The organism is Natrinema salifodinae (genome assembly GCF_900110455.1).
Classification (GTDB): Archaea; Halobacteriota; Halobacteria; order Halobacteriales; family Natrialbaceae; genus Natrinema; species Natrinema salifodinae.
In genome coordinates, this window is the sequence record NZ_FOIS01000001.1 from 45398 (window position 1) to 67029 (window position 21632).

Sequence of the window (21632 nt, forward strand, 5' to 3'; positions counted from 1 at the left end):
GCATTCGATCACTCCCGACTGAGGCAGACGGGAGCCCTAGTCCCAGAACGACTGCGTCCGGGCGTACTCGCGCTCCTTCGAGAGAATGTCTCGATAGAACTCGTCCTCGTCCTCGCGGAGCTTGTTGATGATCCGGGCGGCGTTGTGCGGGCCGACGCCGCGGGCGGCCATCGCGATCACGGCCTGCTTGCCGTGACTCTGGACCAGGCTCGCGGCGCGGAACGCGCGCTCGGTCATCTGCTCTTGCTCCTCGTCTTTCTCCGCGGCGCGGACGGCCTGGACGACCTCGTCGGCCCACGGGTTCAGCGACGCGATCCGGGTCGAGCCGCAGTCGGGGCACTCGGGTTGGTCGGGAACGCGTTTGACCTTCGTCTTCGCCTTCCACTCCTTGCAGTGGGTACACAGCAGGATGACACGGTCGTTCTGGAGCCGCTCGCGGACCGTCTTGATGACGCTCGCGTCGGCGTTTTCCGGCGCGAGCAGTTCCTTGCCGCTCGAGGAGCGACCGCCCTGGCCGACCGGCGTGCGACCGCGGTGGGTCACAAGTTCGAGGTCGTCGGACTGGATTCGCTCGAGGACCGCGCTCGCCCGCTCGATATTCAGGTCCTCGTGGAACACCTCTCGGATCGCCTCCTCGTACATCGGCGTCTCCTCCAGGGCCGACAGCAGGCGATCGTTCGAGATGCGGCCCGACCCCTGGCCCTGCCAGCGCTTGAGCGCGCCGAACTTCGCCGAGACCTGGGCGAGCCGGAACGCGAGGGCGTCCGAGCGCTTGAGCCCGAGTTCGACGATGGCCTCGACGTGGTCCGGGTCGGTGTCCTCGAGCACCTCGATCACGTCGCTGGTCGCGATCGAGTTCGGCACCTCGAGTTCGATCCGGTAGGGATCGGTCTCGAGGCCGACGGAGGAACCGGCCCGCTGGCCCAGCAGGGCCGAGAGCACCCGCCCGAGCGTCTCGTTGGCCGTGTGGCCGAAGCAGGCGTTGAGCACGATCGTCCGCCCCCGGCGCTCTAAGACGAGCCGATCCGCCGTCGGCATCGGCGTCTCGGCGTCGACCTGGCGCTCGAGCTGCGTACAGGCCTCCGTGAGCGTGTACTCGTCGGCCGGATATCGGTGTGCGAGTTCGCGGCCGATCGCCGCGGCGTCCGCACCCGTCTCGAGCTGCGGCTCTGCGACGGCGCGGATCTCGCCGACCTCGCCCGCCACCGCGGCGGGGACCGGGATCTCCTGGCCGATCCACGACGGGACTTCCCCCGCGGGGTCCTCGATCGGACTGACCTTGACCCGCCCCTCCTCGTCGTCGATCTCGGCGATCCGCCACATCTCACCGCGCTGGACGAACACCTCGCCAGGCTGGGCGAAGTTGACGACGAACCGCTCGTCTAAGGTGCCGATCTGGGTCCCCGAGGCGATGTCGTGGACCTCGTAGGTCTCCTCGTCGGGGATCATCGAGAGGTTCGCGTAGACGTACTGCCAGGTGCCGCCGGTCGTCTCGATGCGGTCCTCGCCCTCGTCGAACCACAGGATCCGGTTGCGGTGGAGTTCCGAGAGGATTTCGCGGATCGTCGCCTCGGGCACGTTCCGGAACGGGTACGCCCGCGTGACCGTCTCGACGGCCTCGTCGACGTAGGTATCCCCGCGGCTCTGGACGATCGCCGGCAGCTGGTTCGCGACCACGTCCAGGCTGCCCTCGTGGATCGCCGCCGGCTCGACCTCGCCGTCGCGGGCCCGCCTGGCGATCGACAGCGCCTCGAACGTGTCGTCGGGCCTGGTCGTCACGATCGTCCCCTCCGAGACCGCGTCCTGGCGGTGGCCCGCGCGGCCGATCCGCTGGAGCAGCCGGGTGACCTGGCGGGGGCTCTTGTACTGGATTACGTGGTCGACCTGGCCGACGTCGATGCCCAGTTCCATCGAGGAGGTACACAGCAGGCCGTCGAGTTCGCCGGCCTTGAACCGGTCCTCGACGTCGATCCGGGCCTCCTTCGAGAGCGACCCGTGGTGGACCCCGATCGGCAGGTCGAGCTCTTTGAATCGCGAGCCCAGCGCCTCCGCTGTCTGGCGGGTGTTGACGAAGATCAGCGTCGACTCGTGGTCGGCGACCAGGTCCCGGATCAGCCGGACGTGGCTGGCCGTGTCGGGTTCGGTCATAAGCTCGCCGGCCAGGCGCTCGTCTTCCCCCGTCACCGCGGGCTCGCGGACCGTCACGTCGACGTTGCTCCCGACGTCAATCTCGCGGATCTCGCAGGGGCGGCCGCCGGTGAGGAACTGTCCGACTTCCTCGGGGTCGCCGACGGTCGCAGAGAGACCGATCCGCTGGAACGGCCCCGCCAGGTCGCGGAGCCGCTCGAGGCCGATCGCCAACTGCGCGCCCCGCTTCGACGCGGCGAGCTCGTGGACCTCGTCGATCACGACGTGGGAGACGTCCTGTAGCGCCTCGCGCAGCCGCTCGCCGGTGAGCATCGCCTGAACGGTCTCGGGCGTCGTGATCAGCACGTCCGGCGGGTCCTCGGCCTGTTTGCCCCGCTGATACTGGGTCGTGTCGCCGTGGCGGACGTCGACCTCGAGGTCGAGGTAGTCGCCCCACCACTCCAGACGCTCGCGCATGTCGCGGTTGAGCGCCCGCAGCGGGGTGATGTAGAGCGCGCCGAACCCCTCCGGCGGGCCACCGTCGGCGACCAGGTGGTCGAAGACGGGCAGCATCGCCGTCTCGGTCTTGCCGCTCCCGGTAGGCGCGATCACCAGCGTGTTCTCGCCGCTCGACAGCGGCGGGATGGCCAGGCGCTGCGGTGCCGTCGGCGTCGAGAATCCCCGTTCGGAGAGCGCCCCGCGAACCGTCGAGCCGAGGTGCGTAAACGCCGCGACGTCCCCGTCAATCATCGAAATACGGTACGGGAGAGCGGCGGATAAGTACCACGTTTCCGGTGAACACGAGCGGGTCGAACGGAACCGCTAGCCGAGCAGCGAACCGGACGGCACGTGCCTGCGAACGCGCAACCGTCACGATCACTGCTCGAGTTACTCTTCGGTCTCCTCGCTCTCGTCGTCGGTTTCGGTCATCGATTCGGCGTCGACGAGATCCTCGGCGACGTCCTCGTCGACCGTCATCTCGCCTGGCTCCGCGGGTTCCTCCTGAACGTCGGACTCCGCTCGCTCGGCGATTTCCTCCTCCGAGCGCTCCCGATCGGTGTAGTCGGCGTTCGTTGCCGTCTCGTCGAGCACGTCGGCCTCGTCGGTCTCAGCGGGCGCTCCGGGTTCGTCGTCGGCTTCCGTCTCCGATTCGTCGCCTTCCCCTTCGCTTTCGTCCTCACCGGGTTCTCCGATCGGAATCCGCGCGACGTCGTCGGGCACGGCGTCGTCGGCCCGATCCCGAATTTCGGCGACGGACTCGGTGGGATCGGTCGGGATGGCCTCGACGGTCCGGTTCCGTACCTGATCGGGGATGGCGTTGACGGCGCGTTCCTGAACACCCTCGACGGATGGGCTCGGGGCCCGGTCGCGTGAGCCCAAGAGGCGCGAGATGATGTAGGCGAGCGCGAAAACGCCGAGGCTGACGAGCAGGAGTCTGACGGGCCCGCCGACGGACGAGGCTCCGTCCGTCCGGCGACGTGCCGAGACGGTAGCGTCTTGATCACGAGCGGGTGGTCGGAGTCGCATCACGAATGGTACGCGCTCGGCCGGGAAGTGGGTTGGGGGGTATCCATTCAACGACAGATACCGGCTATCGATCGGTAGTCATCAGTCGATACGACAGCCTACCGAAGGAGAAAAACTATATAGATGTTTTCCCGGAATGGCTGGCTCATGGACAGAACAGTTACGGCACTGTGCCGTAGAGGCCTTACTTCGTCACGGAATCGGTATATCGTCGTCTTGAATCGAATGGCCGTCCGCCACGGACGGAAACCCTGGTATTTTGTAAATATCGAAATGATGAAGGGACCGGCCGTCGTCAGTACCCTGCCGAATGCGCCGGTGTGTGCGCTCTTCGGGCAGTCTGATCAGTGGTAGCCACATATACCGGTATTATAGTAGGGCCGTCTTTCCTCTTCATGATGATGGCTCGAAGAAACTATGAATGGGTTTTATAGTAACTATATATTTGTTCTCGGCCTCTCGCTCTCTGGTTCGAGTCCGCCGGTCGGGCACATATTTGGCACCGGAGCGGTTGTGTTCGTGTACCGGGTTGTGACCGGATCGGCTTACGATTACAAACATATGGTTGTAATTCATTGGGAAAACATCGGCCGGCCCCATGTTGTGTGTTCCCGTGTCGCGAACCCCGATGGTTGTACTTCCGAATTAGTACCCGATATATTATATGCGCTTGTTTTATAATGCCTCATAATTGTGGTATACATGAATCAGATCTGGGCCTGAGTCCACTATTTCGGAGATTTGGGGCGGTGGTTCATACGGTTCCTCACGGAGGAACCCGTTCCGAAAGCCGACCCATCCGCCGCCTGGCTGCGGCGTCGTGGAATCGATCGCGCATCGCCGGTTCGGACCGACGAATACGGCGGTATTTGCAGACATCAGCCCCCGATCCTCGAACTCGATACCCGGCGTGACATCGCGACAATGCCGGATCAGCGCCGATTGATCGGCCGTGCTACGGCCAGCTTAGTTCCGCTATCGGGAACGAACCGGAGCGGTAGACGAGTCTCGAGCGCGACGTATCGACCGTCGTTCCGTCGCGAACCGACGCGGAATTCGGACCAGGCCGTCGCGAACTGAGCCACCCCTTCCACTATCGAAACGAACAGGGCGGTCTCTGAGTCGGTGGTACCGTACCGTGTGTTACGCACACCGCTGCACTCTGTCCGTGGGTTTATGGTGACGATGGTCGCGCGCCTGGCGATCAGCCCGTTCGTCCTGGCGATCACCGAGGAAGTTGCCGGCTCGAACGCTGCGGTCAGCCTCGGCCCCTCGCTCATGTGGGAGAGGGACGCCGCGATGCAGCTCCCAGCGGGATTCTCGGCGATCGATTCGGCTGGCGGGCCGGAATTCTCATTGGGTTCGCGATCGCTGCCCGGGTCTTCATCCTCTTCGCGAGCGGGCTCTTCTCGCTGTATCCCCTCAGTCACGAACTGACGCAGCCGCTGACGGGTTCGCTGTCGGATCGGTGGGGCGGGGAACGACGACGGCGCCGAGGCGGCCGGGGCAGTCCCGGGCGATACCTTTTTTCCGTCGTGGATCGATCATCTCCGATGTGAACGTTCTGGACACGCGACGGCGGAGTCGATGGCTCGCGAGCGCTCGAGGAGGTGACGTCGACGGATGAGTGACGGCCGACCGGGACCGATCGGGCGGCTCCTCGACGCCGAACGACGGCTCCACGAGGCCGCGCCGATCAGGGACGGCTACAGCCGACTCCTCGTCCGGACGCTCCTGTGGTTCGCGTTCTTCAGTCTCGTCGCCGCGTTGCTTTCGGGGCTCTGAGCGCCGTCTGCCGCCCCCGAGATGAGCCTCGCAACCATCGCGGCCCTCTGCCGGGCGGCCGCCACCGACGTCGGTCAGGCGTCCGGCAGCACCTTTCCGGGATTCAGAATGCCGTTCGGATCGAACGTCTCCTTGACTGAGCGCATGAGATCGAGCGCCTGGCCGTGTTCCGCCTCCATGAATTTCCGCTTCCCGATGCCGACGCCGTGTTCGCCGGTCGCGCTGCCGCCGAGTTCGATGGCCCGCTGCACGACGCGATCGTTCAGTTCGTGAGCCCGCTCGACCATCGCCTCGTCATCGGGATCGACCAGCGGGGTAAAGTGGAGGTTTCCGTCCCCCGCGTGCCCGACGCAGGCGGTGACGAGATCGAGATCGTCGCTCGCCTGCGAGACCGCGTCGACGATCTCCGGATAGCGGGAGATCGGGACGACCACGTCGCCGACCAGAGCGATGTCCCACTCCTGCCGGTACGCCCGCGTCGCCGGATACTTGTCGCGACGGGCCTGCCAGATCTCGTCGAGTTCCCCGTCGGGGGCCGACTCCCACGAGCGCATCCCGTGGTCCTCGCAGATCGCCTTCGCGAACGCGAGGTCCTCCTCGATCCCGCTGTTGTTCGCGTGCAGCTCGATGAGCAGCGTCGGGCGCTCCGCGAAGGTGACGTCCTCGCGGTAGGCGTTTATCACCTTCAAGGATGTGGCGTCGATGAACTCGATGGCGCCGGGAACCAACGCCGATCCGATCGCGTCGGCGACGGCCCGAGACGCGTCGACGCGCGACGGGAACGTCACCAGTGCCGCGCGGCGGTGTTCCGGAATGCCGACTAGACCGAGCGTGGCTTCGGTAACGACGCCGAGGGTCCCCTCGCTGCCGACGAAGAGGTCCGTCAGACTGTACCCCGCGGAGGTCTTGACGACCTCGCTGCCGCACTCGACGACGCGTCCGTCCGCGGTGACCACCTCGAGCCGACGAATGTGGTCGCGGGTCTCCCCGTACCGGACCGCGTTGAAGCCGCTGGCGTTCGTCGCGACCATCCCGCCGATCGTCGCCACGTCGCCGCTGGAGATGCCGGGTGCGAATCGCAGCCCGTGCGGGGCCAGCCGTTCGTTCAGGTCGTCGTAGACGACGCCAGCACCGACGGTCGCCTGCAAGTCGTCGGGCGACACCTCGACGTGCTCGATCTCGGCGGTACTGAGAACGATTCCGCCAGCCGAGGGGATCGCACTGCCCTCGAGCCCCGAGCCGCCCGAACGGGGCGTGACCGGGACGCCACGCTCGTCGGCCGCCGACAGGACGGCCGCGACCTCCTCAGTCGCGGCCGGCCAGGCGACGGCATCGGGTAGCTGCTCGGGGTGAACGCTCGCATCAGATGCGTACTGTTCGCACACGCTTTCCGCGTGTGCCACCCGTCCGTCGGTGATCACCTCGTCGAGAAATCCGCAGTCGTAGCCCGAATCGGCATCCGATACCATGGGAAGAAGGTTCACGGACTGGCATAAAATCGCATCGGTCCACCCGGATCGGCTGATCGGGTAGCGAGCACGTTTCGCGTCCGCCGCTCCGACCCGCTCGCGTCAACGTCCGAACTAGATGACGCCGTCGGTCTGCAACCGCTCGCGCTCGGCCTCGTCGTATCCCAGGTCCGCCAGTACCTCGTCGGTGTGCTCTCCGAGCCGGGGCGGCGGCCCCTCCTCGTCGGTCTCGAGGGAGTCGAAGTTGACCGGATTTGCGGGCGACTTGAACGTCCCCAGCTCCGGGTGTTCCATCTCCGCGACCATGTCACGGGTCTCGATATGCGGATCGTCGACCAGCGTCTCGACGTCTTGGACCGGCGTACAGGGGACGTCTTCCTCCTGTAGGATCGCCATCCACTCGTCGGTCGTTCGCTCGGCGAAGAGTTCGTCGAGGACGGGATCCAGTTCGTCCCGGTGTTCGACTCGATCCGAAAACGTCGCGTAGCGCTCGTCGTCGATCCACTCCTCGCGGTCGATCGCCCGGCAGAACTTCGGCCAGATGTGTTCGCTCACGACGCCGACGACGATGTGCGAATCGGCGGTCTCGAACGCCTGGTAGGGCATGAGGCTGGGGTGACGGGTGCCCATGCGCGTCGGATTCTTGCCCGTCGCGAAGTAGTTCGACACGTGGTAGCCGAGAAACTGGAAGCTCGCGTCGAGCAACGAGACGTCGATGTACTCTCCGTCGCCGGTTCGCTCGCGGTGGTACAGCGCCGTGAGGATCGAGTAGATCGCCGTCATCGCGCCGGCGAGGTCGCAGATCGAGACGCCGATCCGCGCGGGCTGGTCCTCGGTACCGGTGACGCTCATCATCCCCGACTCGCCCTGAAGGACGATATCGAAGGACTTCCGGTCGGCGTAGGGACTGTCCCGGCCGTATCCGGAGATGTCGCAGTAGACGAGATCGTCGTTGACAGCCGAGAGTGTCTCGTACTCGGCGTCGAACGTCGCCGCGTTCCCGGGCGCGAAGTTCTGCACGAACACATCCGCCTCCGCGATCAACTCGCGGAGGATCGCCTGGCCCTCGGCCGTCGTGAGATCCAGACTGACGCTTCGCTTGTTCCGGTTCGTGCTGACGAAGTACGCGGAGAGTTCGTCGCCGTACCGCGGCGAGTACGTCCGCGTGAGGTCACCGTGCTCCGGCCGTTCGATTTTGATCACGTCCGCCCCGAGGTCGCCGAGCGTCTGTCCCGTAAACGGACCGACCAGTGCCTGGGTCGCGTCGATGACGGTAATATCGTCCAGCGGTTGCATACTCGCGAGACATCCTCGGTGGAACGCATATAGCTTACGCCGGGCCGAGCGTCGCTGCGAGACCGGCCGCTCGATCCTAAAAGATTCCCGGGCCGACGCGCCGTTCGACTCGCGGACGTACCGAATCGGCGAGCCGTCGGACCGTCGGATCGATGTCGACCGTCCGGCCGGATAACGGTCCGAGTCGCTCTTCCGATGCGTTATCCGTCGCGAACGACTGATGCGAATATTTATGTCTCGTGGTGCGACATAACATAGTATGGGATCGGATACCAGTGGTTCAGGCGTTCCCGACGGAGACGACCGCGAGGCTCCGATGCGAGCGCCGTCCCGACGCATCGATCGAATCAGCACGCCGCTCGGGGAGATCCTGTCACCAGCACGCGTAGACGCCTTCAAAAAAGGCGTCAAGGCGCTCTTCACCCTTCTCCTGGCGACGCTCCTGGTGTACTGGGTCACCGCGTTTTACTTCGGCGTCGCGCTCTTCGAGTTCTGACGGCGGCCCGCTTCTCGTGCGAGTGTTTGTTCTCGTCCTCGTCCCCGTCCCGCGAGTTCGATTCGAGGCCGTAAAAGTCGGTTCTCGGTTCGCAACGACCGGTGTGTAACTGGCGCGTCGAGACGCTCGTCTATCGACCCTCGGTTCGGTTCAGTCACCTCGCTCCCAGCTGTCGTCCCAGAGGTCGTGATCCTCGTAGAAGTCGGCTGCACCCGGATGGACCGGCAGGAAATCCGATTCGATGGCGGTGACGAAGTGCTCGGGTTCTTCCCCGTATGGGAAGAACGCGGGCTGGCCCTCTTGGACGCTCTCGTAGTGTTCGTACGCGATCTCGAGCACTTCGTAGACCGCGTCAGCCGAGAGGTCGGGGTCGAAGAAGTACTGGAAGAGCAGGTTCCAGCCCTGGAACGTGTCGCCGACGTCCTGTTCGTAGCCGTAGGTGTCTTTCTCGTAGTAGGAAACCAGGTTCGACTGTTCGAACACGTCCTGAAACTGATCGGTTACCTCGACGCTGTGAAGGTCGACACGGGCACCGGTCTCGGCCATCCACGTCGGGAGGTTGACCTCGTTCGCACCGTACGAGAGGATCGCCTCGATCCGTCCCTCTTCGGCGGCCCCGGCCACGTCGCCGGTGTCAATGTTGACGACGTTTTCCGTGAGTTCCTCTTTCAGGTCGGGGTCCTCATCCATGGCGTCCATGAACTGCTGGCGCGTCCCCCAACCCGGCTGAAGGAGGTAGACGTCGCGCCCGAGCAGGTCGTCGGTTGTCTCGATCCCCGTGCCGTCCAGCGCGACGAAGTGGTCGTCGCGGACGAAGTAGGTGAACCCCTGATAGGGAACGTCGAGATCCTCGTCTTCGAATGGCTCCTGCGAGTTCAGCGCGTTTTTGACCGTGTAATTGGTCATGCCGTAGGCCTCGAGATCCCCCTGATCGTAAATCCGGGTGCTCGCCGGATCGCCGCCGGTCGTCTGCGTGTCCCACCGGACGGAGTCGGACTGCTCCCGGAGGACCCGCTGAATCGCCTGCGAGGTCTGGAAGACGGTCGACCCCTGGGTCGACGATCCGACTCGCATGTCCACGTAATCACCTCCGCCCCCACCGAGACAACCGGTCAGCCCGATCGCACTGACGCTTGCAGCACCTTTCAGATACCGCCGTCTTGAAGTCGGCCTCTCAGACATTACGCGAATTCCTTCGTATTAATAGATATTAAATCTGTGGGAGAGATACACACCCATAATTCTTGATAACACGAAACAACTACTTCGTAGCCCGTCCCAATTACGGAGTAAGCCGACGTGAAACGGCGATGTTCGAGTTTCGATCGCCCCTGGATCGCTCAGATCCGCCGTTGAATCACTGTCCGCATCTGTGTAAGGTCCAGTTCGTTGACTTGCATAAACTGCACCGTCACGAGGATGGCGAGGACGACCGAGAGGGCGAGACGGATGAAATCGCTGGGTACCGCCATGACGATCGTGCCCAGAACGACGAATACGGCGCTGAGAACGTAGTTGACCGCCCTGTTGTCGAACGCTTTTCCGTAGTAGTTCAGGCCGTGAACCATGGCAGCGGCGCCGCCGAGTAGCAGGACGCTCGACGTGAGCTTGTGCATCGACAGTCCGCCAGCGACGATTTCGGCATTGTAGATCAACGCGAACGGGAGGACGAAAAGCGGTGCGGCTATCTTGACGGCTTCGAACGCCGACGACCAGAAGTTCGCCTCCGCGATCCCCGACGCGACCACGACTGCAATCGCTATCGGCGGCGTAATGCCGGAGAGAATCGCCGCGTAGAAGACGAAGTAGTGGACCGGGAGCCGCGTCAGTCCGAACCCTTCGATGAGCGCCGGCGCCACCAGCAGGGCGACGATCGTGTACGCCGCGACCGTAGGCATCCCGAGCCCGAGCACGATACAGATCACCATCGCGAGCACGAGGGCCACGAGGAGGACGCCGCCCGACAGCTCGATCAGCGCGAGCGCGAGCTTTCCAGGGACGCCGGTCGTCACCAGGAGATCGGCGATACCGTTGATCGCGGCGACGATGACCACGATCGGGCCGAAGATGGTCGCACCGCCCTTGAGACCGGCCAGCGTCTGGCCCAGCAGATCGAGGATCGACACCTGGTTCCACCCCAGGAGTCGCTCGACGAGCGGGAAAGTGATCCCCATGATGACCATCGAGATGGCCGTGTACAGCGCGGAGGACATGACCGTCCACTGTGCGATCCCGAGCGCGTAGACCAGAACGGCGAACGGAATGCCGAGTTTTAGGGTCTCGGAGACGAACTCCGGTCGCGATTTCTTCTCCCCGACCGACTCGGGCGTCTCCTCGATACCGGATTTGATGTTCTGGTTGACCGCGGAGTAGTGAACGGCGATGGCGACCGAGATATAGAAGACGAGCGCGGGAACGATGCCCGCGACGAGGACCTCGAAGTAGGTGATCCCGAGGATCGACGCCATGATGAACGCCGCCGCTCCCATGACCGGCGGCATGATCTGTCCGCCCGAGGACGCGACGGACTCGACGCCAGCGGCCGTCGAACGCTTCAGGCCGCTCTCTTTCATCAGGGGGATCGTGACCGATCCGGTCATCGCCGTGTTCGCGACCTGTGACCCGTTGATCGATCCGATCGCCAGGCTCGCGATGACCGCTGACTGGGCGATCCCTGACCTGAGATACTCCGAGGCCCGAAACGCGATTCGCATCACGTAGTCGAACGCGCCGTACCCCTCCAGCAGGCCGGCGTACAGGAGAAACAGCGAGACCCAGGCAGCGACGATACCGCTGATCGACCCGAAGAACCCGGTGAAGTCCAACACGAAGACGTTCATGATCCGAGTGGGAGTCAACCCGCCGTGACCGAGGATCCCTGGCAGTCCATCACCGAGCCACGCATAGAGGGAGCCGCCGACGATGACGCCCAGAAACGCCGTCCCGAATTCGCGGAAGATGAGGTAGAACATCGTGAGCGTAAACATCAGGGCCAGGACGTACTCGTCGTGGTAGCCGAAGCCGGTCCGCTCGAAGAGTAACTCGTCGAAGTACCACAGCAAGTACGTCGTCGTGACACACACGATGAGCAGCGAAACCACCAGCAGGGCGAGATCGAGGTAATCCCGCTCCTCGAGTGTGTCCGTCATCTCGTCGAGGATGTAGATGCTGAACCCGAGACCGAAGAGACCGAGCGTATACTTCGCCCGCGGCATCATCTGGGTGTACGCGTAGTACACCGCGAGCCCCCACATGATGACCGCGAGCACTAACACTAGTATATCTATCGCCTTTGCTAGGCTTCCCGGCACGGTGGAGCGTCGTTCGAACATCCATTGTGTACGACTACCATCCTAGGCCATAAATATTCGGTATGTGTACTCACCTCATATCTTCGTTGATCGCAGGGGCCGTTCCCGCTGTTTCGAGGGTGTATCGGGGCGTCGCCGCCGAGAACCGCACGACGAGAGAATCCGACACGTCGGCGATCGAATTCCCCATTCCGTGGCCTCTCATCACGTGAGACAGGCGATCGATCGACGATCTACGGCGACCAGTACATCTTTACACTAGTCTGCGAAACAACTCGTTCATGCCAAGCGTCATCGTGAGACATGATCAGCCGATCGCGAACGCGCTTCGCGACGAACGCGAGGCGTTGACCGTCGTCCGCGCGGAGACGGAGGCGGATTGCCTGGCGACCCTCTCCGAGGCCGACGTCTTCGTCACCAACCCGACGAACTGGACGGACGAGTATCTCGACGGTCTCTCGGCCGGAGACTGGGTGCAAGCGACCAGCGCGGGATACGCGGCGTTTCCGCTAGACGAGTTCGAGGCGAACGACATCGCCTTCACGAACGCCGGCGGCAACTACGGCCACCCCGTCGCCGATCACGCGTTCGCCCTGCTCCTCGGCCTGGCCCGTCAACTGCCCCGCTGTTTCGAAAATCAGCGCCGCGGAGAGTGGGATCGCGACCTCGGGACCGACCTGCTCGACCTGCAAGGGCGGACGCTCACCGTGGTCGGACTCGGCGACATCGGCGAGGAGGTCGCACGCCGCGGCCGCGCGTTCGGCATGGACGTTTTCGGGACTAAACGCGATCCTGACGCCTACGACGGTTGTCTGCCGACGGAACGGGTCCGACCCTCCGGCGACCTCTTCGAATTGCTCCCGGAGACGGACACCCTCGTGGTGGCGGTCCCGCTCACGGAGGCGACACACCACCTCGTCGACGAGGCGGCTCTCGAGACGTTGCCGAACTCTGCGATGCTCGTCAACGTCGCCCGCGGCCCGGTGATCGACGAGGCGGCCCTCACCGACGCGCTCGCAGCGGATCGCCTGGCGGGTGCCGGCCTCGATGTCTTCGAGGAGGAACCCTTGCCCGAGGAGTCGCCGCTGTGGGATCGCGAGGACGTGATCGTCACGCCCCACGTCGGTGGCCGTTCGCGGGCGTTCATCCCGCGGTTCGTCGAGCTGTTCCTCGAGAACTACGACCGGCGACGGGCCGGCGACGCCCTGCGCAACCGGATCGTCTGAGTCGGAACCGAGTCCGCCATCGTGCCTACAGGGTCGCCCGACCGAGGCCGCCGTCGATCGTGACCGTGGTTCCGGTAATGAACTCGGAGCACGGCGCACTGAGGAACACGACCGTCTTTCCGAGCCCCATCGGGTCGCCCAAGCGTCCGACGGGAACGCTGTCCGAGCGGGCGGTCAGGCCCTCCTCGGAGGAATCGTACTCGCCGCGTTCGACGGCGTCCTCGATGAGCGATTCCACGCGATCGGTCTCGTGGGGACCGGGTAGGACGGCGTTTACTCGCACGTCCGGCGCCAGTTCCCGCGAGAGCGTTTTTCGAGGCCGACGACGGCCATCCGAACCGAGTTAGAGAGGACGAGACCGTCGATAGCTTCCTTCACGCTGCGTGAGGTGATGTTCACCACCGTCCCGCCGCCGTTTGCCTGGAGCGCGTCGGCGCTTTCCCGGACGAGGCGGACGACGCTCATCACGAGGAGTTCGTGTGCGTCGTTCCAGTCCTCGTCGGTCGTCTCGAGGAACTCGCCGCTTGGCGGCCCGCCGGCCGCTCCGGCGGGTCGGCGGGCGAGCTAGTCGGACAACGAAACGGTGACCGGCCGATCCGCGTCGAGTAGAACCGCCTGGACGACGCTGCCGAACAGCGCCTTCCCTACCGGCGATCGCCGACGACCACCCATCACGATGAGATCGACGTCCAACTCCCGCGCCGCGTTCGTGATCTCTTCCGGCGGCTCCCCGTGGCGCCGCTCGGCGGTCGACGACACGCCGTGTTCCGTCAGGAACTCGACCGTGCGCTCGAGGCTCTCCGGCGCGGGCTGATCCTCGAAGAGATCCTCGGACGAGGCGCGACCGCCGGCGTCCGTGGCGTCGAATTCCTCGAAGACGTTGAGCGCGGTCACCTCGATTTCGTCGCTCGCTCGCGGGAGGCCCGTGACGACCGCCGCGGAGCGGAGGGACTGCTCGACGTTCGAATCGACCGCTAACAGTATCTCGTACATCGTCATGTCGAGGAACGACCACCATCATAAATGTATCGCGGAGTGCCCCGTGGACGGCGCCGCTCCCACCCACCGCGTTCGGCTGACGCGGGATGTCCAACGCCAGCAGGAGCCGGGAGTCCGGAGCGTCAATCAGCGGAGCCACCGTTTCGGGCTTGCGCTCGACGTCTCCGCCGGCGATGGATTTATGCGCCAGCACCCTTCAATCGGAAGGCATGGCATTGTCAGCCGACCAGGTGCAGGAGCACCTCCGCGGCGTCGCCGCGGGGCTCCTCACGCCGCTGGACGACGATCGCGAGATCGAACACGAGAAGTTGCGCGAAAACGCGACATTGCTCCACGAGGCGGGTATCGAGACGTTCCTGGCGACCGCGAACATCAGCGAGTACCACTCGCTGACCCGGCGCGAACGGGTCGCCGTCGCCGAGACGGCCGTCGAGGCGCTCCCCGCGGACGCGTGCGTCCTCGCCGGCGTCGGCGGAAGCACGGTCGACGCGACGGAACTCATCCGCGAATACGATCGCATCGGCGTCGATGCGATGATGATCATGCCCCCGGACCACACCTACCTCCACGAAGAGGGGCTCCTCGAGTATTACCGCACGCTCGCGGCGAGTACCGACCAACCGCTCGTGCCGTACGTCCGCGGGTTCGATCCGTCGGTCGAGTACCTCGGCGAACTCACGCGGGTCGACGGCGTCGCCGGAATCAAGTACGCGCTACCGGATCCCGTGAAACTCGGCGCCGGCGTCGCGGCGGGCGACGACGACGTCGTCTGGGTCGACGGCCTGGCCGAACCGTTCTCGGTCGCCTTCTGGGCGGAGGGCGCGGAGGGCTTCTCGGCCGGCGTGAGCAACTTCCGTCCGGAGGTCGGCCTGGAACTGTTCGACGCGCTCGAGAACGGCGACTGGAAACGCGCCCGCGAACTGCGGAACGTCTGCCTCCCCTATCAGAACTTCCGCGACGAGCGCGGTGAGAACAACGAGATTCCTGGTGCCATCAGCATCCCCGCGGTTAAGAAGGGTCTCGAGCTCGCCGGTCTTCACGGCGGCACCGTCCGGGAACCGATCCGCCCGCTCTCCGAGGCGGACGAACGGCGAGCCGAAGAACTCTACAGCGAACTCGACGACAATATCGACCGCCTTATCGAGTGAATCGGCCGATCGACGGCGACAGCCAGGCGGTAGTCCCTCGCTTTCCGCGCTTTCTGGTTGGGAGAGTGACCGCAACTACAATGTAGTCGAGTGCCACACTGTGGCACATGCACGTAACGGTCATCGGTGGTGCCGGGGCAGTCGGGTCGACCGTCGCCTACACCCTCGCAACGACGGTTCCGGACGTGGAGCTTCGCCTGGTCGACGTTGCGGACGACGCCGCGGCCGGCCACGCGACCGACGTAGAGCACGCGATGAACCACGATACGCACGAGGTCGGACGCTCGATCGGCTCCCACGTTAGCTGGGGCGCCGGGCCCGTGACGACGGCGGAGCCTGGCCCGGACGCCGTTCGGGACACCGATTGTCTCGTCGTCGCCTACAACGTCTCGCGGACCGACGATGCCGTCGGCCGCGGCGGACGGGAGAGCTACTACGAGAAGAACCGGCCCGTCGCGGACGACCTCGGCGACTGGATGCGTGGCGCCGACCCGCGTCCCGTCGTCGTAGTGACGAATCCGGTCGACCGGATCACGGATTGCCTCTGGCGGAACTCCGGCTGGCCACGGGAGTCCTTCGTCGGCTACTCCCTCTCGGAGACAGCCCGTGCCGTCGCCGAGATCGGTCGTATTCGGGACGTCGATCCGCACACGGTTCACTGTCCGATGATGGGCGAGCACGGGGAACACCTCGTGCCCGTCTTTTCGAAGGCGACCGTCGGGGGAGACCCCCTCGAGCTGTCCGCAGCGCAGCGTCGCCAGGTCCTCGATTACGTCCGGGACGTTCCGTACGACGTCATGCGACAGCGGGGCGCGGCGGAGTCGTCCCGATGGGTGTCGGGACGGGGCGTGGCCGCGGTGGCCCATTCGATCCTAACGGGCGGCACGACGGCGCCGATCTGCCTGTCGGTGCCGTTGGCCGGTGAATACGGATACGAAGACGTGAGTATGAGCGTCCCGGTCGTCCTCTCGTCCGACGGCTGGGATCGGATCGAACGCTGGTCGCTGTCCGACCAGGAACGGGAACTCCTCGACGCGGCGTACGATCACCTCGCTACTGACTGAACGGCATCGAGACGGTCCGTCGTGCTCGTCTCGGTCGTCGCCCCGGTGACGCCCTAAAGCTTTAGAGCGATCCGATAACAAGGGGATGTATGACAGTTACAGTTGGTGCTGCCGTAATCGATTGTCTCGTCGACGAAGGGATCACGACGCTGTTCGGCATCCCCGGTAAGCAAACGCTCCCGATGAACGAGGCGGTCGCCGACCGGGACGACGTCGAGTTCGTGATGGCGCGCCACGAAACGGTCGTCTCTCACAACGCGTGGGGGTACGCGGAGTCGAGCGGCGAGATGGCCGCGACCGTCGTCATTCCCGGACCGGGGGATATGAACGCGATGAACGGGCTGAAGAACGCGTTCAACGACTGCACGCCGCTGATCCACATCTCGGTCGAGACGGAGCCCGAGATCCGCGGCGGCGACGGGATCCACGAGACGCCGCCCGACACCTACGACAACGTCGTCAAGGAGAACATCCTCGTGGAGACACCCCAGAGCACAGTCGCGGAACTCCGGCAGGCGATTCGGATCGCTCGGACTCCGCCGAAGGGGCCGGTCCGAATCGGAATCCCGAAGAATTTCCTGCCGATGGACGTCGAACTCGCCTCGACCGGCGACGCACGTCCCGCGGCCGCTCCGTCTGCCCCCGACCAGGCGGTGTCCGCGGCCGCGTCGCTGCTGGCCGACGCCGAACGCCCCGTCGTCGTCGCGGGCGGCGGCGTCCGATCGGCCGAAGCGCCCGCCGCGCTTCGGGACGTCGCGGAACGCCTTGACGCGCCGGTGGTTACGACGTACAAGGGCAAGGGGACCTTCCCTGAAGACCACCCCTTGTCGGCGGGCGTTCTCTGCGGCGGGTCGAGTACGGAACTGCAGGCGTTGTTGAGTAATGCGGATGCCGCCCTCGGCGTCGGAACCGACTTCGACGCGGTAAGCACGGGCAAGTGGAGCGTCGATCTCCCCGACGACCTCGTCCACGTGTCGCTGGACGCATCCGATATCGGAATCGGGTACGATCCGGCGGTCGGTATTGCGGCGGACGCCGCCCAGACGCTCTCCGCGCTCGCGGACGCGTTGGCGAACCGAGCCGTCCGGAGCGAACCGGGGGCCGAACGCGCGGGGGCAGTCCGCGAGTCCGATCGGGACCGGATCGCGGACCTCCAGAACACCGACGAGTCGCCACTGCCGTCCGTCGCCGCGCTCGACGCCGTTCGTACCGCAGCCCCGAGGGACGCTATCGTAACGGCCGACGCCGGCGGCTCTCGCGTGTGGACTGTCGTGACGTTCCCGGTATACGACTGCCGCGACTACGTCAATCCGGGATCGTGGGCGACGATGGGGTCCGGGCTCCCGTCGGCGATCGGCGCCAAGCTCGCGAATCCCGACCAGCAGGTTCTCACCGTCGTCGGTGACGGTGGACTGATGATGAGCGTCCACGAACTCCACACGCTCGTCGCGGAGGACATCGACGTCACCGTCGTCGTTCTCAACAACAGTGACTACGCGATCATCTCCGAAGAGGCGGAGCGAAACTATCGACTCCCCACGAGCGAGTACGGCTGGACCGACGCGCCGCTGGACTTCCAAACCATCGCTGACGGGATCGGCCTGGCGTCTCAGTACGCCGAAACGCCCGCAGAACTCGAAGCGGCCGTCACTGACGCCCTCGAGAGCGACGGACCGACGCTCGTCGAAGTACCGACCGATCCCGCGGAACCCCAGGCCGGCGTCAGGATGACGGAGTGACGATGCGGGTCGCAAGCGCCCGAGTGCGTGACCGAAACCGCAGTCGACCGGTTCGTTACGGACGGCCACACCACCGGCTAGTCGATCCGTACCGCCGGCAGTCGCTGGCCGCGAAGCGCACGATCAGAGCATCGATTCCGGTTCTCGATCACGGTCTCTGCCGTGTCCGCGGCCGCGAACAGGTATGAGTACCCTCAGACGCCCGGACGGCGGTCAAGCCGCTCCGCAGAGAAGCGGTTCGGCCCGATTCAGTTCCCCGTGAGGGAACGACCGGTCGCTCCCCCATTTTGCTCGGCGGCACCGCGGATTACGACTTCACGAGGCCGTCGCCTGCGATACGATCGCTATCCGTCAGCGATGCCGAGAAACGGCCACAACGGACGACTTCGGCCTGAAACGGCGGTTCCATTCGAACGGTGCTTCGGTTCCCCAGGACCGAACGAATCGATTCGTACCGCGGACCGAACGCGTCCATGCGCATTAATTTCCTCACTAAGCGGTATAGATTACTTTCGTACGGTTGTAAACAACGGCTCCGATGGGAGTCATTACGTACATACGGCTGTAAATTGTCCCGGCCGATCCGAACACTTGAACGGCATGCGAACGAGCGTCCTGTTCCCGCTTGGGGAACGATATTTCTCGCACCGCGAACGACGTCGGTCGCCGTGATCGGTACTGTGTTTCTGTCCCCAATACAAAGATATTAGATACCACATGGCATAGATACATGTCAATGTCTCCGACCATCACGCGCATCGAATCGATCGAATTCGCGTACGAACTGCCGGACGTCGGATACAGTCCGAACGGGTTCAGCGTCGTTTACGAACCCGGTGCCACAACGGAACGGCGATTGTTCGCCCTCCGTATTCACACCGACACCGGCGTCACCGGCGAATACGTCGGCGGGAACTCCCCCGCGGCCGCACAGATCAATATGATCGCGGAGTACCTGATCGGGAAGAATCCACTCGAGCGCGAACGCCACTGGAGCGCGATGAAACGCGCCCTCCGGAAGTACGACTGGATGGGTCTGGGCCCTCTCGACATCGCCCTCTGGGACTTCGCCGGGAAATACCGCGACGCGCCGATCCACGAACTCCTCGGAACGTACCGCGAGTCGTTCCCCGCCTACGCCTCGACCTACCAGGGCGACAAGAACGGAGGGCTGGACTCTCCGGACGCGTTCGCCGACTTCGCAGAGGAGTGTCTCGAGATGGGGTACCCGGCGTTCAAGATCCACGACTGGGGCGGCGACTGGACCGACCCCGAGGAGACCGCCGAGACCGTCCGGACGGTCGGCGACCGCGTCGGCGACCGGATGGACCTGATGCTCGACCCCGCCTGCGAGCCGGCAACCTTCGCCGACGCGCTGAAAATGGGCCGCGCCTGCGACGACGCCGAATTCCTCTGGTACGAGGATCCGTACCGCGACGGCGGCGTCTCTCAACACGCCCATCGAAAACTCAGACAGCGGATCGATACGCCGCTACTCCAGACGGAACACGTCCGCGGACTCGAACCCCACACGGACTTCATCTCGGCGGAGGCGACCGATTTCGTCCGCGCGGACCCGGAGTACGACGGTGGCATCACCGGGGCGATGAAGATCGCCCACGTCGCCGAGGGGTTCGGCCTGGACGTGGAGTACCACGCACCGGGGCCGGCCCACCGACACTGCCTGGCGGCGACGCGGAACAGCAACTACTACGAGATAGCGCTCGTCCACCCGGACTGTCCGAACACCCAGCCGCCGGTGTACGCGGACGACTACTCCGACATGCTCGACGCGATCGACGACGAGGGTCACGTCAGCGTCCCGGACGGGCCGGGATTGGGCGTCGAGTACGACTGGGCGGAGATCCAAGAGCGCGAGACCGGCCGTCGCGTATACGAGTGACCCGTCGGCCAGGCGCGAGCGGGTCGTCGCCAACTCGCGACTGACAGATTGAACACTGCGTCAGGGCATCCGATCGGCACCACGTCCCTGCAGCGCCGGAATATCTTAGTTGGTGGACCGAAGAGATGGGATATGGCCAATCGCAGTGATACGTATGACGTTCGAGTCGGCGTTCGCACGCGCTCGCTCTCGGACTCGCGACTACAGTACGTTCGGCAGCTGGGCGCGACCGACGTCTTCGTCGATCACGCCGACACGGAGGAGGAACCGGACGAGTTCAACGACCGCGACGGCACCGACACCATCGCGGTCGGCCCCGACCACATCCCCTCCGTCGCGGAACTCACTGCCGCGCAAGCACGGGTCGCAGACGCCGGTCTGTCGCTGACCGGTATCCATTCGCTTCCGTACTCGATGTACGGCGACATCATGTTCGGTCGCGACGGCGCGGACGAAGCGCTCGATCGGATCACGACCCTGATCGAGAACCTCGGGACGGCTGGCGTTCCGATTCTGGGCTATCAGTGGAATCCCCGAAGCGTCGTCCCGATGCGAACGACGCCGGTCGAAACCCGGGGTGGGGCGGAGGCGACCGCGTTCGAATTCGACGAACTCGACGATCCGCACGCCCTCGCGCCGGATCTCGATCGGGAGTACACCGAAGAAGAGTTCTGGGAGAATTATCGGTCCTTCCTCGAGACGGTGCTTCCGGTCGCGGAACGGGCCGGCGTCGAACTCGCGCTCCATCCGGCCGATCCGCCGGTCCTCGAGTCGCTCGGCGGGATCCCTCGCCTGTTCAGGAACGTCGAGAACTTCGAAAAGGCGATGGCCCTCGTTCCGAGCGACAACCACGGACTGAAGCTCTGTCTCGGGTGCTTCTCCCAGATGGGGGAAGACGTGACCGAGGTGATCCGTCGATTCGGCGCGGACGACGATATCGTCTTCGTTCACTTCCGCGACGTCGTCGGCACGGTCCCCGAGTTCCACGAGACCTTCGTCGACAACGGGAACTTCGTTCCCGCCGAGGCGGTTCGAGCGCTTCGGGACGTCGGATTCGAGGGCGCGGTCATTCCCGATCACGTCCCGAAGATGGTCGACGACGACGACTGGAGACACCGCGGTCGCGGCTTCACCGTCGGCTACCTCCGCGGCGTCATCGACACGGTCCGTACCGAACGCTCCGCACACCCGATCGAGGTCGAGTAGGAACCCCATCGCTTTCGCCAGGCGCGGAACACAGCCGAGTGAACGGACTCGCAGAGTCATAGTAGCGGGCCGATAGTTCGGTCGAACGGCGACCGCGAACGCTACCGTGCGGATCGGCATTCGATGAGTCCAGTAGTTGACAACCGGCGTTTCTAATTACTCGTCTCACCGGTGCCGGTACGTATGCGCTGCCCTGTTGGGACGACCACGATCGGCCCGTTCGAGTCTCTCGTTCTCGCGTCCCGATTGCGGTCGCGCGCCCCCGCAGGCGCCGACCGATAGCCACACGTCCTGGCGGCGATCAGAGGGAAGATAGTGGGTGTTGGTGGCAGTGAC

Annotated in this window: 15 protein-coding genes and 1 pseudogene; 8 read left to right on the top strand and 8 right to left on the bottom strand. The window is 64.8% G+C overall.

Annotated elements, in window-relative coordinates; all coding sequences use genetic code 11:
* Positions 1-36: 36 nt before the first annotated feature.
* Both BMY29_RS00235 and BMY29_RS00240 read right to left on the bottom strand, forming a co-directional pair.
* Positions 37-2877 (bottom strand): DEAD/DEAH box helicase, encoded by a 2841-nt coding sequence (locus BMY29_RS00235; protein WP_049990281.1) that lies wholly within the window; start codon positions 2875-2877, stop codon positions 37-39.
* A 138-nt stretch (positions 2878-3015) separates the two neighbouring features.
* The gene (locus BMY29_RS00240) at positions 3016-3654 is read right to left on the bottom strand and encodes a prolipoprotein diacylglyceryl transferase (RefSeq protein WP_049990280.1); all 639 of its coding nucleotides are present in this window, start codon (positions 3652-3654) and stop codon (positions 3016-3018) included.
* Positions 3655-5277: 1623 nt separating this feature from the next.
* Between BMY29_RS00240 and BMY29_RS20790 the strand changes: the two genes are divergently transcribed.
* The gene (locus BMY29_RS20790) at positions 5278-5439 is read left to right on the top strand and encodes a hypothetical protein (protein WP_173424907.1); all 162 of its coding nucleotides are present in this window, start codon (positions 5278-5280) and stop codon (positions 5437-5439) included.
* A 74-nt stretch (positions 5440-5513) separates the two neighbouring features.
* Here BMY29_RS20790 and BMY29_RS00250 read toward each other — a convergent pair whose 3' ends face one another.
* Together BMY29_RS00250 and BMY29_RS00255 are read right to left on the bottom strand one after the other, a co-directional pair.
* Complete coding sequence (locus BMY29_RS00250; protein WP_049990278.1) at positions 5514-6908, bottom strand: FAD-binding oxidoreductase; 1395 nt, start codon at positions 6906-6908, stop codon at positions 5514-5516.
* A gap of 114 nt (positions 6909-7022) precedes the next feature.
* Entirely contained in the window at positions 7023-8204 is a 1182-nt protein-coding gene (locus BMY29_RS00255) for a CaiB/BaiF CoA transferase family protein (RefSeq protein ID WP_049990277.1), read from the bottom strand.
* Between the two features lie 259 nt (positions 8205-8463).
* Between BMY29_RS00255 and BMY29_RS00260 the strand changes: the two genes are divergently transcribed.
* Positions 8464-8700, top strand: a complete 237-nt coding sequence (locus BMY29_RS00260; RefSeq protein ID WP_049990276.1) for a hypothetical protein — start codon at positions 8464-8466, stop codon at positions 8698-8700.
* Positions 8701-8850: 150 nt separating this feature from the next.
* On the opposite strand, the gene BMY29_RS00265 is transcribed toward BMY29_RS00260, so the two are convergent.
* Both BMY29_RS00265 and BMY29_RS00270 read right to left on the bottom strand, forming a co-directional pair.
* The gene (locus BMY29_RS00265; protein ID WP_049990275.1) at positions 8851-9774 is read right to left on the bottom strand and encodes a TAXI family TRAP transporter solute-binding subunit; all 924 of its coding nucleotides are present in this window, start codon (positions 9772-9774) and stop codon (positions 8851-8853) included.
* A 266-nt stretch (positions 9775-10040) separates the two neighbouring features.
* Positions 10041-12032 (bottom strand): TRAP transporter permease, encoded by a 1992-nt coding sequence (locus tag BMY29_RS00270; protein ID WP_049990274.1) that lies wholly within the window; start codon positions 12030-12032, stop codon positions 10041-10043.
* A 260-nt stretch (positions 12033-12292) separates the two neighbouring features.
* On the opposite strand from BMY29_RS00270, the gene BMY29_RS00275 reads away from it, so the two are divergent.
* Positions 12293-13237, top strand: a complete 945-nt coding sequence (locus BMY29_RS00275; protein WP_049990273.1) for a D-2-hydroxyacid dehydrogenase — start codon at positions 12293-12295, stop codon at positions 13235-13237.
* A gap of 25 nt (positions 13238-13262) precedes the next feature.
* Here BMY29_RS00275 and BMY29_RS00280 read toward each other — a convergent pair.
* Positions 13263-13780: pseudogene (locus tag BMY29_RS00280) on the bottom strand (SDR family oxidoreductase); the annotation flags it as partial.
* A 21-nt stretch (positions 13781-13801) separates the two neighbouring features.
* Positions 13802-14230: a universal stress protein gene (locus BMY29_RS00285; RefSeq protein WP_049990290.1), complete on the bottom strand. Its 429-nt coding sequence runs from the start codon at positions 14228-14230 to the stop codon at positions 13802-13804.
* A 215-nt stretch (positions 14231-14445) separates the two neighbouring features.
* Here BMY29_RS00285 and BMY29_RS00290 point away from each other — a divergent pair, with 215 nt between their 5' ends.
* From BMY29_RS00290 to BMY29_RS00310, 5 genes are all read left to right on the top strand, one after another.
* The gene (locus BMY29_RS00290) at positions 14446-15384 is read left to right on the top strand and encodes a dihydrodipicolinate synthase family protein (protein WP_049990272.1); all 939 of its coding nucleotides are present in this window, start codon (positions 14446-14448) and stop codon (positions 15382-15384) included.
* A gap of 107 nt (positions 15385-15491) precedes the next feature.
* Entirely contained in the window at positions 15492-16448 is a 957-nt protein-coding gene (locus BMY29_RS00295) for a malate dehydrogenase (RefSeq protein ID WP_049990271.1), read from the top strand.
* Between the two features lie 89 nt (positions 16449-16537).
* Entirely contained in the window at positions 16538-18187 is a 1650-nt protein-coding gene (locus BMY29_RS00300) for a thiamine pyrophosphate-binding protein (RefSeq protein WP_049990270.1), read from the top strand.
* A gap of 736 nt (positions 18188-18923) precedes the next feature.
* Positions 18924-20090, top strand: a complete 1167-nt coding sequence (locus BMY29_RS00305; protein WP_049990269.1) for an enolase C-terminal domain-like protein — start codon at positions 18924-18926, stop codon at positions 20088-20090.
* 132 nt (positions 20091-20222) lie between these two features.
* Positions 20223-21296 (top strand): mannonate dehydratase, encoded by a 1074-nt coding sequence (locus BMY29_RS00310; protein WP_049990268.1) that lies wholly within the window; start codon positions 20223-20225, stop codon positions 21294-21296.
* The last annotated feature ends 336 nt before the right edge of the window (positions 21297-21632 follow it).